This is a genomic window from Microbacterium sp. LWO14-1.2, from assembly GCF_038397715.1.
In the GTDB taxonomy this organism is placed as follows: Bacteria; Actinomycetota; Actinomycetes; order Actinomycetales; family Microbacteriaceae; genus Microbacterium.
On sequence record NZ_CP151633.1, the window covers coordinates 2579748 to 2593792 of the forward strand.

At 67.9% G+C, this 14045-nt stretch carries 16 protein-coding genes; 7 read left to right on the plus strand and 9 right to left on the minus strand.

Translation table 11 applies throughout. The features are described from left to right. Position 1: 1 nt before the first annotated feature. Positions 2 to 946 carry a hypothetical protein gene (locus MRBLWO14_RS12350; protein WP_341933455.1) on the plus strand — a complete coding sequence of 315 codons (945 nt, stop codon included), beginning with the start codon at positions 2 to 4 and terminating at the stop codon, positions 944 to 946. A 1227-nt stretch (positions 947 to 2173) separates the two neighbouring features. Here MRBLWO14_RS12350 and MRBLWO14_RS12355 read toward each other — a convergent pair. Beyond that, a complete protein-coding gene (locus MRBLWO14_RS12355) occupies positions 2174 to 2488 on the minus strand; it encodes a hypothetical protein (RefSeq protein ID WP_341933456.1) in 315 nt (104 codons plus the stop codon). 137 nt (positions 2489 to 2625) lie between these two features. After that, on the minus strand, positions 2626 to 2862 hold the full coding sequence (locus MRBLWO14_RS12360; RefSeq protein WP_341933457.1) for a helix-turn-helix domain-containing protein: 237 nt from the start codon (positions 2860 to 2862) through the stop codon (positions 2626 to 2628). A 345-nt stretch (positions 2863 to 3207) separates the two neighbouring features. Between MRBLWO14_RS12360 and MRBLWO14_RS12365 the strand changes: the two genes are divergently transcribed. The 3 genes from MRBLWO14_RS12365 (at position 3208) to MRBLWO14_RS12375 (ending at position 6139) form a co-directional block, all read left to right on the plus strand. Then, the gene (locus MRBLWO14_RS12365) at positions 3208 to 4347 is read left to right on the plus strand and encodes a site-specific integrase (protein ID WP_341933458.1); all 1140 of its coding nucleotides are present in this window, start codon (positions 3208 to 3210) and stop codon (positions 4345 to 4347) included. 298 nt (positions 4348 to 4645) lie between these two features. Then, positions 4646 to 5668 carry an HIRAN domain-containing protein gene (locus tag MRBLWO14_RS12370; RefSeq protein WP_341933459.1) on the plus strand — a complete coding sequence of 341 codons (1023 nt, stop codon included), beginning with the start codon at positions 4646 to 4648 and terminating at the stop codon, positions 5666 to 5668. 18 nt (positions 5669 to 5686) lie between these two features. Then, positions 5687 to 6139 carry an acetyltransferase gene (locus MRBLWO14_RS12375; protein WP_341933460.1) on the plus strand — a complete coding sequence of 151 codons (453 nt, stop codon included), beginning with the start codon at positions 5687 to 5689 and terminating at the stop codon, positions 6137 to 6139. 29 nt (positions 6140 to 6168) lie between these two features. Here the strand turns inward: MRBLWO14_RS12375 and MRBLWO14_RS12380 are convergent, their stop codons facing one another. Beyond that, positions 6169 to 6819 (minus strand): hypothetical protein, encoded by a 651-nt coding sequence (locus MRBLWO14_RS12380; RefSeq protein ID WP_341933461.1) that lies wholly within the window; start codon positions 6817 to 6819, stop codon positions 6169 to 6171. A gap of 81 nt (positions 6820 to 6900) precedes the next feature. Between MRBLWO14_RS12380 and MRBLWO14_RS12385 the strand changes: the two genes are divergently transcribed. Further along, a complete protein-coding gene (locus MRBLWO14_RS12385; protein WP_341933462.1) occupies positions 6901 to 7230 on the plus strand; it encodes a hypothetical protein in 330 nt (109 codons plus the stop codon). A 105-nt stretch (positions 7231 to 7335) separates the two neighbouring features. On the opposite strand, the gene MRBLWO14_RS12390 is transcribed toward MRBLWO14_RS12385, so the two are convergent. Together MRBLWO14_RS12390 and MRBLWO14_RS12395 are read right to left on the minus strand one after the other, a co-directional pair. After that, on the minus strand, positions 7336 to 7926 hold the full coding sequence (locus tag MRBLWO14_RS12390) for a hypothetical protein (protein ID WP_341933463.1): 591 nt from the start codon (positions 7924 to 7926) through the stop codon (positions 7336 to 7338). Between the two features lie 52 nt (positions 7927 to 7978). Then, positions 7979 to 8665 carry a type 1 glutamine amidotransferase domain-containing protein gene (locus MRBLWO14_RS12395; protein WP_341933464.1) on the minus strand — a complete coding sequence of 229 codons (687 nt, stop codon included), beginning with the start codon at positions 8663 to 8665 and terminating at the stop codon, positions 7979 to 7981. Between the two features lie 87 nt (positions 8666 to 8752). Here MRBLWO14_RS12395 and MRBLWO14_RS12400 point away from each other — a divergent pair, with 87 nt between their 5' ends. Further along, the gene (locus MRBLWO14_RS12400; protein WP_341933465.1) at positions 8753 to 9652 is read left to right on the plus strand and encodes a LysR family transcriptional regulator; all 900 of its coding nucleotides are present in this window, start codon (positions 8753 to 8755) and stop codon (positions 9650 to 9652) included. Positions 9653 to 9697: 45 nt separating this feature from the next. After that, entirely contained in the window at positions 9698 to 10540 is an 843-nt protein-coding gene (locus MRBLWO14_RS12405; RefSeq protein ID WP_341933466.1) for a MerR family transcriptional regulator, read from the plus strand. A 45-nt stretch (positions 10541 to 10585) separates the two neighbouring features. Here MRBLWO14_RS12405 and MRBLWO14_RS12410 read toward each other — a convergent pair whose 3' ends face one another. From MRBLWO14_RS12410 to MRBLWO14_RS12425, 4 genes are read right to left on the minus strand one after another with little or no spacing between them, the layout of a single operon-like run. Continuing rightward, positions 10586 to 11377 (minus strand): polyprenol monophosphomannose synthase, encoded by a 792-nt coding sequence (locus MRBLWO14_RS12410; RefSeq protein ID WP_341933467.1) that lies wholly within the window; start codon positions 11375 to 11377, stop codon positions 10586 to 10588. An 18-nt stretch (positions 11378 to 11395) separates the two neighbouring features. After that, positions 11396 to 12016 (minus strand): class F sortase, encoded by a 621-nt coding sequence (locus MRBLWO14_RS12415; RefSeq protein ID WP_341933468.1) that lies wholly within the window; start codon positions 12014 to 12016, stop codon positions 11396 to 11398. Next, the gene (locus tag MRBLWO14_RS12420; RefSeq protein ID WP_341933469.1) at positions 12016 to 13173 is read right to left on the minus strand and encodes a glycosyl hydrolase family 8; all 1158 of its coding nucleotides are present in this window, start codon (positions 13171 to 13173) and stop codon (positions 12016 to 12018) included. The genes MRBLWO14_RS12415 and MRBLWO14_RS12420 overlap by 1 nt, the downstream gene beginning before the upstream one ends. Beyond that, on the minus strand, positions 13173 to 14021 hold the full coding sequence (locus MRBLWO14_RS12425) for a DUF4397 domain-containing protein (protein ID WP_341933470.1): 849 nt from the start codon (positions 14019 to 14021) through the stop codon (positions 13173 to 13175). The genes MRBLWO14_RS12420 and MRBLWO14_RS12425 overlap by 1 nt, the downstream gene beginning before the upstream one ends. Positions 14022 to 14045 lie beyond the last annotated feature (24 nt).

Below are 14045 nucleotides of genomic sequence, written 5' to 3' on the forward strand. Positions count from 1 at the left end.
CATGCTCCATCTCGACGAGGTGTCGTACACGTTCAAGGTTGCGAGTCACGAGCTGGGGCGGTTCGCCATCAGACATCTGATCTACGGGGAGACGATCGATGAGGATCGAGCTCGGACGGCAGCATCGCAGTTGTCGACGATTGGCGTCGATCTCCACTGTGTGACGCTGGTCGATGAAGCGATACTGCATGTCGTTCCGTGGACTGATTCGTTCAATCTGCACGAGACTGCCGATCTTGAATCGCTCGTCGCTCGTATGACCGGGGTGGTCGCTATCGATTTGACGAGTTTGGAGCATCGTGTGTGGGCGCCACTCGTGAGGACGTTGCTGCGCGCCGGACGTGCACTGGTCGCGCTGTATGCGGAGCCGCAGGACTATCGAAAGCACGATCAAGAGCCGGGTTCGCTCTACGACCTGAGCTCGAATCGCGGAATCGAACCCTTGCCAGGGTTTGCGCGAATCGGTCGCAGAGCAGACGACCGGGGGACGTTCGCGCCGCTCCTCGGGTTTGAAGGCGCTCGCCTGCAGCACATCTTCGATCAGGAGGAGGTGGATTCTCGAGTGACGTCCCCCGTGGTTGGCATCCCTGCGTTCCGACTCGAGTACTCGATGCAGTCCTACATCGCGAACAAGGAAACGCTAGATCGGGACAGGATGGAGGACAGAGTGGAGTTCGCTGCCGCACATTGTCCCTTCGAGGCTTATCAAGCGCTTGAGCGAATCCACCACTCCGCAGGTAGTCGTTATCTGCGGGTGGCTCCTATCGGTACGAAACCGCACGCGCTGGGGGCGGTCTTGTATGCGATCGACCACATGGACGCTGTTGAATTGATCTACGATCATCCGGTGCGTACCGCGAACCGGACTGTTGGCTCGCGATCAATGTATGTGTATGACGTCTCAGGGTTCATGGCACACCACCGGCGATGGCGTGCGGATGCCTAGAAAACGGGACGCCTACTACACCCCCACGTGGTTAGCCGAGCAGATGGTCTCGTCACTGCCCCTGGACCTGAATGGCCTGGTGCTGGATCCGGCGGCGGGAGAGGGAGCGCTTCTACAAGCTGCTGAGAAACGATTCGGCAGTTCCGTCAGGCTCGCCGCGATCGATGTCGACTCGCAAACAACTCGTCGGCTGCGCAGAGAGAACCCGGCATGGGTCGTGAGCAACGCCGACTTCCTCGACAGTCGTTCCCGAACCGCATCCGCGGCCGCGCGGGCGGCGCGGGCTGGCCTCGCTGCGGTGCTGTTGAATCCTCCATTCTCATACCGTGGCAACGGTGGTACGTCTGCTTCATACCGATCATTTGAGGGGGCGGTCGCACCTGCGGTCGAGTTTCTGATAACGGCGCTCAAGTCCTTCAATCCCGCAGCGGGATTCGTCGCGATACTGCCGAACGGTGCGGTTGAGGCGGAGCGTAACCGTGAGCTTTGGGATGCTATCCGACAGGACTTCTCCGTAGATCGGTTGGGATCGCCAGGCACATCTTCGTTTCCTGGCGCTCGTGTCGCGACAACGATCATTCAGTTGACGCGACGAGCAGCTGAAGACGCCGTCGCGCCGCCGCCGCGCATCGCGCACGAGGTACGAGCGACCACGGAAGCTATCGACGGGTGTAGCTGCGTTGAAGTGGTGCGCGGTCGAGTTCCCGTCCACCAAAATCGCAGCCGGGTTGCGAGCGCCTCGGACCTACTGCCGCTGCTGCACACGACATCCATGCGTCAATTTGAGAAGGAGCGTTGCGACTCTGCTCCAGCGCACCTAGGTGACGACGCGCCCCTCGTATGTCTTTCGCGGGTGGGCCGGTGGCAGGCGCCGCTCCAGATCGACGTCGGACGCGTAGTGCTTAGCGACTGCGTGATCGGCTTGCGTCCAAGGGATGTGTCCAAGCTTGGCCGCCTGCACGAGTGGGTGGTCGAGAACGAGTTGTCCATTCGCGACCGCTATCGAGGAACCGGGGCGCCTTACCTCACGCTTAGCGAGCTAACTCAAGCACTTAGCCAAGGAGTGTGGCATCCACACGTTGTACCTGCAGGGTCTTCAATTGGCGAATGCTGCTGTTCGAGTCTCGACCTGTCTTGCCGCTCGGTAGCTGGCTAGACGACGACACCCCAAGAGTGCGGGATAGGTTGGCGGTGCGAAGTCGAGGCCTCCGCACCGCCAACCGGTGTTCAGGCCGAGGTGGCAGGCGGGAAAAGCGGAGCGCTGAGGGGCTCGCTCGAGTTGAGCAAGGAGGACACCGCTTCGATAAGACGCGCCGTGCGATCCGATTCATCCCTGTCGGAAAGGACCTGGATGATCTCTCCGTTGCGGTTCTTTCGCTTGCGCTGGGAAGCTTCAATCCCCATCAGCTCGTATAAGTCCTCAACGACTGCGCAACGCGCATAGCCCGCGGATTTCAAGGCTTCTTCAACCTTCCTCTCGTACGCGGCCTGCTGGGCTTGCAGGTCGGCGATCTGCTTCGCTCGAAGCTGTGAAGTGGTCATTCTCATGCGGCATCCTTTGGTGCATCTTGGCAACTGGCGACTGGGCGTTTGAACCTCAGTCGCGCGCGGCGGGGCGCGGGGTGCAGCAGATCTGACGGGCGGGTCGACGTGAGTCCAAGGGGCGCTGGGATCCACGGTCAGGCGCTGAGCTCTTCAGCAGTGCTGCGGCGCTCTTGCGCGATCAGCCATTCGTCCACGCTTTCGGGTCTGTAGCGGACGGCCCTGCCGCCCGCACGGATGAACGCGGGACCCGTGCCGCGAATACGCCATTCGCTCAGAGTGCGCTCAGTGGTGCCGAGTGCCTCTGCGAGCGCCGCCGGCGTGATGAGCGTCGAGAGGACTGACGGAGCGGGGAGCGAGGTCGGAGTAGGCATACGGATCCCTTGGAGGTGGTTTTCTCTCCAAGAGATCCGCTCCATCTGGTCGTCGTGAACCGGCCAATGGTGGTGAAGCGGTTGGTGCGGATGCACCGTCTCTATCGCATCCCCGAAGCTTCCAGGAGGGCTGCCGCCCGAGTGGGGCTCAACCTGAAAGGGATTCGGAAACTAGCCTTTTACTTTCGGGCTGCAGAATCGTGTAGGTCGACACCGTAGCACACGTTTTCATTCGTTTGCGAGCAGAAAGCTGCAGTCGGCGTCGTGGGTGCAGTGTCGCTACAGATGTCAGTGGTGTGCCATAAGCTCGCATCCCACACTGAGAGCAAGACTGGCGGAGGACCGATGGGCAGCGCCTACTCGTACGAGACCAAAGAAGGCAGGCGGTGGGAGGCGCGGTACCGCAAGCCGGACGGGAAGACTGCTCGGAAGGGCGGCTTCATGAGGAAGCGCGACGCGGAGGCATACCTTACCACGGTGGAATCGGCGAAGCTTCAGGGGGCATACATCGCGCCGGGAGAATCACGCGTCACGGTCGGCACGCTTGGTGCAGCGTGGCTCGTGGCGCACGGAGCGGCGGTCAAGCCGTCGACGTTGCACAGCGATGAGAGCGCGTGGAGAGTCCACGTCGAGCCGGTCTGGGGAGGTCGCCAAGTCGGCACAATCCGCCACACGGAGGTCTCCGCGTGGGTGGCGGAGATGAGCCGGAAACGGTCGGCGACAACCGTCAAGCGATGTCACGGCGTGCTCGCCGCGATTCTCGACGGTGCAGTGCGGGACCGGCGACTCCAATCGAACCCGGCACGGGACGTGAAGACGCCTCGAAAGGTCCCGAAGGCGAGGGCTTATCTCACCCATCAGCAAGTTGAGCGGCTTGCGGACGCTTCGCTCTACCCGGACCTGGTGCGCTTCTTGGCCTATACGGGGCTCCGTTGGGGAGAAGCCACCGGGCTCAAGGTCGCGGACATCGATCTGTCGCGTCGCAGACTGAATATCACTTCCAATGCGGTGACTGTCAATGGACACGTCGTCGTCGGTACGCCGAAGACCCACGAGAGGCGAACCGTCGTGTATCCGGCCTTCCTAGATGACGCGATGGCGCGAGCGACCTCGCATAAGCGACCGGATGACTTGGTCTTCCCCGCCGCGACCGGCGGCTATCTTCGGCAGGGCAATGCGCAGTCCGGATGGTTCGCAGGTGCCTGCAAGCGGGCTCGCCGCGAAGATGCGGCGGATGCCGCTGAGGCGCGGGCGCGCGGCGAGAACGTTCGTGCCGTCATGCCTCGAGTCACGCCCCATGATCTGCGACACACGGCAGCGTCATTGGCGATCAGTGCTGGCGCGAACGTGAAGGCCATACAGAGGATGCTCGGGCATGCGAGTGCGGCTATGACCCTCGACACATACGCCGACCTGCTCGACGACGATCTGGATGATGTGGCTTCGGCACTACACCGTCAGCGTGCTGCCGCGCTCCAGCGGTAACGCAGCAGTAACGGAACGCATGCGATGCGCTGTGAACTGATGTGTGCAGATGTGCCCAAATGCCCCGTGTTTCCGCTGAATCTGACGGTGAGTGCTTAGTCTGGCGTTGATCAATATGGGTTCAAATCCCACCGTCACCGCCACCACGAAGGCCCTACATCCCGTTGAAAAGACTGGGATGTAGGGCCTTCGTCATGTCGGTGCCAGCTCACGGTAGCGTGTCGTCAGACGACGTGGTCCAGCGCGACCGGTCGACATCGAGAGGGGTGCGACTCGTCGCGCTCCGAAAGGGGAGCGCATGTCGGAGCAGGATCGAGGAATCCCGGCTGCATGGCACGCAGATCCCGCGGCGCGCCATCAGTACCGGTACTGGGACGGCGCGCAGTGGACCGACTGGGTCGCTGATGACGGCGTGCAGTCCCTCGATCCGCTGTATCCGCAGCGCCGAGTGCCGTTGAGCAGCCACGCAGCGACAGAGAGAACGTCGTCCCTGCAGCGCGGCACGCGTACTGGCTATTTGCTCGTGGGTTCCAACGGCTATGCGAACACCGAGGTCGCGGGCGAGTTCGCTCGCGTCGACAGCATTCACAAGGCGATAGGACGCAAGCCGAAGCTCGATGAGGAGATCGAGCTCACGGATCTCGTCGCAGCGCTCGTCCCTGAGCCGAGCAACCCTCATGATCGCAACGCGGTGATGGTGCAGATCAACGGCCAGCACGTTGGCTATCTCGAGAAAGAGGATGCTGCGCGATATCAGCCGGTGATCCGTCAGGTCTGGGATGCCGGGTTCGTCGCGGCGACGGGCACGAGAGTCTGGGTGTCGGCACGTGAGTCCTGGGATTCGAAGAAGCTCAAGTACGTGGCGCGCGTGACGCTGGCGCTCAATGAGCCGCACCTTCTCGTGCCACTCAACGATCCTCCCGTGGAGGAGCACAGCATCCTTCCGTGGGGCCACGGACTACAGGTGACCGGCGAGGAGCACCATCAGGATGTACTCGCGAACTACACGAACGCCCAGGGCGAAGGACTCGTCTTGGTAACTCTCGGTGTCATCTCCGGCGGTACCGCGAAGGCGCCGAAGGATATCGTCGAAGTTCGCGTCGATGGTCGTCGTATCGGGCAGCTGACGCCCGGATCAAGCCAGCACTTCGTTCCAACGATCCGGCATCTCACTTCCGACTGCCGCGCTGTGGTCGCGTGGGCGCGGGTCAAGGGGAATGCGATCGCTGCCCAGGTAACGCTTCAGGCGACAAAGGCTCATGAGCTCTCCGCCGACTGGTTCGCAGAACCCGATAGAGTGCCAAGGCTTTACGATCGGTAGCTGATGGAAAGGATTGCTATGGCCACTCCGACGATTCGGCCCACGGTCGGTGCGGAAGAATATCCACGCCTCGTCGGGATCTGGCGTAGCGCTGTGGACGCGACTCGCGCCTTCCTCGCGGACGTTCACCGCGACGAGATCGAGAACCGCCTCGCTTCCGACTACTTCCCGGCGGTGACCCTCTCGGTCGCAGAGATCGACGGGCGACCGGTGGGATTCTCCGGTGTCCTCGACGGCAATCTGGAGATGCTGTTCGTCGATGCTGCCCAACGCGGCAGCGGGATCGGCACTGCACTCCTGAACCACGCGATCACCGAGCTCGGCGCCACCAAGGTCGACGTCAACGAGCAGAACGACTCAGCAGCAGGTTTCTATGCGCATCGTGGGTTCGACGTCACCAGCCGCAGCGTGACGGACGAAGCCGGTCGGCCCTATCCGCTGCTCCATATGACGCTCCGCAACTCGATCTGAGCGCGGGGCCGTTGCCGAGTCGGCACCGATCACGTGACGGCGTCGCCGATGACCGGAACGCCCCAGATGCGAGCGGCATCGGCGATGAGACGGTCCATGCCGTCGGGCGTCTCGCGGCGCAGGGGTGATCCGTCCCGCGTCACCGGCACGGGGATCGCGGCCTGTCCCGCGCCGTCCGAGACGATGAGGACCAGCGTCGGGTAGAGGAAAGCTCCCTCCTGGATACCGCCGAGCGTGACGGCTGCGATCCGGTCGTGCGGCACGGTGTACGCGGTGAGCAGTCGTGCGCCGCCGCGGACCAGGCGGAACCCGGAGGGGTCGATCACGCCCGTCGGGCTCGACGTCGACAGTCCGCGAGGCGCGGCCCCGAGACCCAGCGCGGGAATCGTGCGTGCGAGGAGCGCGGCGACGCCGCTCAGCGCGTACGACCCGAACACGCGCGCCTGCGGCTCAGACTCCGCGAGGGCCCGCCGCTGGGCGCGTTGCAGCCGCTGGATGCGGCCGAGGACGATCCAGATGATCAGGCCGGCGAGCACCGCACCCGCAGCGAACACCAGCAGGGTCGCGGCGGGGGACTCGCCGGCGATCAGCGGACGCACGAGCGCCGCCCAGAGGAAGAAAGCCGTCAGTACGACGGCGATCGCGACGGCCAGTCTGCTCGCGGGCGGGTTCTGACGCACGGGCTGCTCCTTCCGGGCGCGGTGGTGGGCAGACCGCCGCGCCGATAGGTAAGTAACTTAGTTAGTAAGTAGGCTGAGAGCATGGCGACACTCATCTACGGACCGAGCGATGTGCCGATCCACATCGAGGATCGCGCCCTCGCGCATCTCAAGATCGTCATCGCGACGAAGCTCCGCCGCAACGAGTCCTTCACGCTCTCATGGAAGCACGCCGAAGGCGAACCGGGCGGCCGCTCGACGATCTGGATCCACCCCTCGATCCCGCTGCGATTCGTCTTCGACGAGCCAGAGGCTCCGCAGATCAGCATGAAGTGGATCGAGCAGCTCGTCCACTCGGCGAACACGAGCGGCGGCATCGCGCTGGTCGACGAGGTGCTGAGCCCCGCCGAGATCGAGTCCTCGGACGCCTAGACGGCACCGGCTCTCCGGTCGCCCCACGCTCGTCCGCGAGGGTGCACGCGAGACCTACGCGGCCATTGCTGACCGACGCCCGCGACGGGTCGTGAGATGCTGCGGTCAGTGGGTGAGCACGAGCTTCGCGACGCCGATGCCGATGGCGACCGCCGCGAGGACGACGCCACCCCAGAGCCCCGACATCGTCAGCTTCCTGCCGCTGTACCGCTGCATGAACACCCCGACGAAGGCGAGGCGCACGGCGAGGATCCCCACGGCTGCCGCCTGAGCCCAGACCGGAGCGATCCACCCGGCCCACGCGGCGCCGTACACGAGCGCGGGGATGAGCGCCGAGGTGGCGATCGGGCGAGCCCGGCTGACGACGGCACGGGCGGCGGCGCCCCGCGCCGACGGGGCGTCCTCCTCGTCGGTCTCGCCGAACCCCTGCGCGACGAGGTGGGCGAGCACGTGCGCGAGGAACGTCAGCACCCCCGTCGCGAGCACCGCCCACACCGCTGCGCCGTCGTCGATCTGATGCGGGCTCACGGCGAGGGCGGCGGCGAGCACGGTGATGTTGCCGTAGATGTACGACGACATCCGTTCGCGCATCTCCTCCACGGGCACGTGCGGCGGTTCCGGCCTGTTCCGGGGCGGGCGGGCGCTGCGCGGGACGCCACGCCGCGCGCCGCCCCTGCCGCCCGATCCCTGTCGCATGCCCTCAGTCTCTCACCGCAGGGGTCGCCGTCGAGAAGGGCGAGCGGTCGCCTCAGGCGCGTGCGTCCTCGCCCTCGGAGAGCGCGGCGATGAGCGCGCGGGCGGTGGATGCCGAGGACTGCGGGTTCTGGCCGGTGATGAGGGTGCCGTCGACGACCGTGTGCTCGCTCCAGGGGTCCGCGACGACCACGTCGGCGCCGAGCGTGCGCAGCGACGACTCCAGGAGGAACGGGGCCCTGTCGGCGAGTCCGCCGATGCGCTCCTCCTCGTCGGTGAACGCGGTGATCCGCCGCCCGGAGACGAGCGGCTCGGCGGTCGCGGTCGTCACCGGGAGGAGGGCGGCGAGACCGTGGCAGACGGCGACGAGCGGACGGCCGGCCGCGACCGTCTCGGCGATCACGGCGGCGGAGTCCGCGTCGACCGCGAGGTCCTGCATCGGGCCGTGCCCGCCCGGGTAGTAGACGGCGTCGTACGCGGACGCGTCGATGTCGGCGAGCACGAGGGGCGCGCGCAGAGCGTCGATGGCGGCGATGGCCTCGGCATCCCCGTCGCGCAGGCTGCCGGGGTCGGCGACCGGGACGACGCCGCCGGGTGTCGCGAAGGCGACGTCGTGGCCGGCCTCGGTGAGGAGGTCGTAGGGCGCGAGGAGTTCCTCCGCCCAGTATCCGGTGGGGTGCTCGGTGCCGTCGGCGAGGGTCCAGGTGCGCGCACCGGTCACGACGAAGAGGACAGTGGACATGATTCTCCTTGGTTCGGACGGCCGGCCAGACGCCGGATGCTGTCTGCAACCCCGATATGAGCCGCGCCCTTCCGATAGGTTCGTGATATGTCCGATCGGAATTTCGATGGGCTGCGAGACGTGCAGCTCTGGCGCACCTTCCTCGCGGCGTACCGGCACGGCTCGGTCTCCGCGGCGGCACGGGCTCTCGGCGTCGCCCAGTCCTCGGTCACGGTGCACCTGCAGGCGCTCGAGGGGATCGTCGGGGCGCCCCTGTTCGAACGGCACGCCCGCGGCATCCGTCCGACACCGGGGGCGGACGAGCTCGCCGGCCGCATCGCCGGTCCGCTCGACGCGCTGGCCGAGGCGGTCGGGGCCCGCCCGGACGCACCGGCGGCGCCGGTCCGCCTCGGCGGGGCGTCGGAGTTCCTCGCCGCGGTCGGCCTTCCCGCTGTCGGTCCTCTCGTCGCCGACGGGATGCTGCTCGCCGTGACGACGGGACTCGCCGACGACCTGCTCGACCGGCTCAGGAACGGCGAGCTGGATGTCGTCGTCTCCGCCGTGCGCCCTCGTGGGCGGACACTGCCCGCTATGCCGCTGTTCGACGAGGAGTTCGCCCTCGTCGCGTCACCGCAGCGCGGCATCCGTCCCTCCGCCGAGCTGCGCGCGAGCGACCTCGACGAGCACCCTCTCCTCGCCTACGGCCACGACCTGCCGATCCTCCGACGGTTCTGGCGTCACTCGTTCGGCATCCGGCTGGAGCGGAAGGCCGCCCTCGTCGCCCCCGACCTGCGCGCGCTCGCCGCGGCGGCCGTCGCCGGTGCGGGCGTCACCGTGCTGCCCACCTACCTGATCGCGGAGGAGCTCGCCGACGGGCGCCTGATCGAGCTGCGCCCGAGCGACGACCCGCCCATCAACACGGTCTTCCTCGTGCGGCGCCCCGGCCCGGTCGCACCGGCCGCCGCGCTCATCGAGCGGGCGCTGCGCGAGGCGACGGCGGTGCTGTGACCGCACCGTTCGGTCCCGCGACCGGATGTGTTTGACCCTCACACTGTGTCATGGTCGAGTGTGGTCGACATCATGTACACCATCGGAGAATTCGCCGCCCTGGGACGGGTGAGCGTGCGCATGCTGCGGCACTACGACGCGATCGGCCTCCTGGCACCGACGCGGGTCGACGCCCGCACCGGCTACCGCTCCTACTCGATCGACCAGCTGCCCCTGCTGCTGACGATCGTGGAGCTGCGGGAGCTCGGGGTCGGACTGGATCGCATCGCGGAGCTGACGACCGCCGAGGATCAGGATGCCGCGCTGCGCACCGTCCTCGTCGAGCGTCGGCACGACCTCGAGGGGTCGATCGCCGCGGACCGACTGCGCCTCGCCCGGATCGAGCGACGACTCCGTCACCTCGAAGGAGACATCATGTCGCAGGTCGCTTACAAGCACGTCCCCGCCGTCACGGTCTACGCCGCGCACGGCACCGCTCCGGGAATGGGACCGGAGAACGTCAGCCCGCTCATCGGTCCGCTCATCGGAGGACTCGACCGGGCGCTCGAAGCCGCGGGCCGTCCCCTCCTGGAGCCGGGCATCTTCTGGTACGACGCGGAGGGCGAGGAGAGTTTCGGCGTGCACGTCTCGTACCCCGCCGAGGCCGAGCCCGTCGCGGGCGACGGGTACGACGTCGTCGAGCTCCCCGACGTGCCGATCGCCGCGACCCTGCAGCACCGCGGCGACATGAGCGGCATCGAGGAGTCGTGGTCGACGCTCATGCAGCAGATCGTCGCCGACGGCTACCGCGTGGTCGGCCCCACCCGCGAGGTCTACCTGGAGGCCGACGGGCACGAGCCCGGCCCCGACTGGCTCACCGAGCTCCAGGCGCCGGTCGAGCGGATCTGACGGCAGCGGTGGCGGGCCCGGCCGCTGGTCGGACCCGCCGCCTGCTCACGGCTGGACGGGGGGAAGCATCCGGTGCGACAGCGCCCGCACCGAGCGCAGGCGCTGACCGTGGCGGAGGAAGAGCGCGATCCCGGCCAGTCGACGACGCAGACCCCACCAGGTGACGAGGCTGAGCGACTCGGTGACGATCGCGCCGCTCATCTTCGACTCGCCGTGCACGCGCTCGACGAACGTGATCGGCACCTCGACGACGCGGAGTCCCCGCTCGAGCGCACGCCACAGCAGGTCGACCTGGAAGCAGTAGCCCTGGGATGCGACGTCGAAGAGGTCGATCCGGCGCAGGGCGGCCGCGCTGAACACGCGGTAGCCGCCCGTCGAGTCGCGGACGTCGATCCCCAGGGCGAGGCGCGCGTACAGGTTGCCACCGCGGCTGAGGATCTCACGGTGCCGCGACCAGTTGACGACCTTCCCGCCCGGCACCCAGCGGGAGCCGAGCACGAGGTCGTGGTCGATGAGCTGCTCCAGCAGTCGGGGCAGCTCCTCTGGGCGGTGCGAGCCGTCGGCATCCATCTCGACCAGCGCCCAGTAGTCGCGCTCCAATCCCCAGGCGAACCCCGCGAGGTAGGCGCCGCCGAGCCCGTCCTTCTCGGTGCGGTGCAGCACGGAGACCCCGGAGTGCCGCTCGGCCAGGGCGTCGGCGAGCTCGCCGGTCCCGTCGGGCGACGCGTCGTCGACGATCAGGATGTCGGCGTCGGCCGCTGCGAGCACCCGGTCGACGATCGACTCGATGTTCTCTATCTCGTTGTAGGTGGGGATGATGACGAGCGTCTCGTTCATGGCGGTCCTTTCGAAGGGTCAGCTCTGCAGTTCGGCGAAGACGATGAGGTTGTCGAGATAGTGCCCCGTCGAGGGGTCGAAGACGCCCCCGCAGGTGATGAGCCGCAGTTCCGGGGTCGGCACGTTGCTGTACACGGAGGAGGTCGGGAATTCGGCCTTGGCGGACTGGATGCTGTCGCTCACCGCGAACACGCGCTCCGATCCGTCCGACAGGGTGACGACGATCTCGTCGCCGACGGCGAGCGAGCCGAGACCCGCGAAGACGGCAGGCGCCGACGGAGAGTCGACATGACCGGCGATGATCGCCGGTCCCACCGCACCGGGGACGACGCCGCCCGAGTACCACCCGGCGAGGTCGTAGTCGACGGGGGCGGTGAGGCGACCGGTGCCGTCGAGCGTCAGGTCCTCGAGCGTCGAATCCACGCCGAGCGCGGGGATCGAGACGCGCGTCGGCACGGCGTCCTGTGCCGGGGGCGTGGGCGCGGCAGGATCCTGCAGCCCGCCGGCGGAGAACCCGCTCTGGGCGGTGGCCGACGGGGCGGGGGATGCCGGGCCGGTAGCGCCGCACGCCGCGAGGCCCAGCGATACGGCGAGCACGCCGATCGCCGCGAGGGTGCGCATCCCACCGGCCCCGCGCATCAGACCGCTCCCGTCCCGCAGCCGCCGAGGGCGTCGTCGGTGAGCATCGCGGTCGACAGCATGACCCAGGACGCTCCGTAGTAGGTCGGATACCGCACGCTGAACTGCGCGGCGCGCTCGAGGTCGGAGGAGGCGGCCTCGGCGTCGCCGCTCGCGGAGGCGGATGCTGCGCGCGCGGTGTAGGCGAAGGCCGACTCGTCGGACGACAGGGAGCCGCCCCCGAGATCCAGGCGCGACGCCAGCTCGTCCTCCCGATCGAGGGTGGCGAGGGGACGAGCGGCGAGAGCCACGTCGGCGGGATCGCAGGATTCCGCGTACCGCAGCAGGAGCCGCGGCGCGTCGAACCCGTACTGCACGGGATCGCCTCCGCCGCGCGGCCCCGGCATGGGCTCGACGAGTCCGTCGGCGTGCACCTGGGCCCAATCGGGCGGCAGATCAGTGGCATCGAGGATCGTGCCGGTGACCTGAGCGCTGCCCGCCTGCAGTTCGGCCCAGCGCGGATCGCCCGTCGCCGCACCGAGGACCTGGAACGCCACGGGCGACGCATAGCTGGGGTTGTAGGCGTACGGTTCGCGGTCGGCCGCCCACAACCCGGGCAGCAGGATGCGTCCCTGCGCGGTCTGCACCGTGAGGCGGTCGGCGATCACGGTCGCGAGCTCCACGCCCTCCGCGCGCAGGTCCTCGCGCCCGAAGCGGTCTCCCGCCAGCACGAGAGCGCGGGCGGCGTCGAGGTCGGCATCGGTCGCCGGTTCGTCGTCGACGACCTTCCCGTCGTCCCACCGCCAGGCCATGAGCCCGTCGGGGCGCAGCAGCTCGGCGCGCGTCCAGTCCCAGACCTCGTCGAAGCGCTGCTCGTCGTCGGCGATCAGGGCCGCGAAGAGTCCGTACGCCTGGCCTTCGCTGACTGTGTCGCCGCCTTCGTCGCGCCGGACGACGCGTCCGTCCTCGACCCACTCGTCGAGGAACGAGGTCGCGAGGTCGGCGGCGACGAGATCAGGCGCCTGCGTCTCCTCCGGAGGCAGGGGCGACGAGGTGGCGGCGGGCGACGAGTCGGGCGGGCCGGTGTCGGCGGTGTTCAGGCCGACGGCGACCGCCGCGGTCCCCGCCGTCACCACCACGGCGCCCGCGGCGATCGCGATCAGAGCGGGGCGGCGCATCAGAGCGCCTCCCGCACCTGCTTCGCCGGAGCCGTTCCGTCGGCCTCGGCGTGGGCGAGGTAGCCGCCGCCCGTGTCGACGCCGCCGTCCGGCACGTCTCCCACGGAGGCGCTGTCGAGGATCGGCAGGATCGTGAGTCCGCCGCTGGAGGTGTCGAGCACGAACAGCGTCGTGACGCTGCCCGCGGCGACCGACACGTCCGCGCTGTCCTGCACGCCCTTGCCGGTGAGGTCGAGGGTCCAGTCGCCGGCGGGGATCTCGGCGTATCCGGTGGCCGATCCGGCCTTCGCATCCTTCGCGATCGGGTCGCCCTGCGCGGTCGTGACGTCGACCTCCGGCGTGATCGTCGACGCCTGGATGAGGCGGATGCGGGCCGAACCGGCCGCAGGCTGCGACAGGTCGTCGTCGAACGCCCGCACCTGCAGGTCGTCGGTCGGTCCGTAGGCCGCGACGGTCGTCGCGGTGCCGGCGTCGACCGTCACCGTCTCCGAGATCACGGGCACGTCCGACCCCGACGAACCGGCAGGCACCATGCTGACCGTGTACGACCCGGCCGGGAGCTCCTGGTAGGTCGAGACGTCGCCGTAGCCGACGCCGTCGAGCTCGAAGAGCGTCGATCCGCCGCGCACGGCCGAGACGCGCACGTCGACGGACTTCGTGTCGGGGGAGAGGTGGCCGAGACGCAGCCATCCGGCCGTGGCGTCGACGGCGGAGGGGGCGACGGCGGGGCGGGCGTCGGCGGGAGAGGTCTGCGCTGCGGCGGGCAGCGGGACGGCGACGCTGACGAGCAGCGCTGCCGCTCCCCAGGCCAGGCCTGCCGTGAGGTGCGGGAATCGTGAATTCGTCATGATGTGCTCCTTCTCGATGGGGTC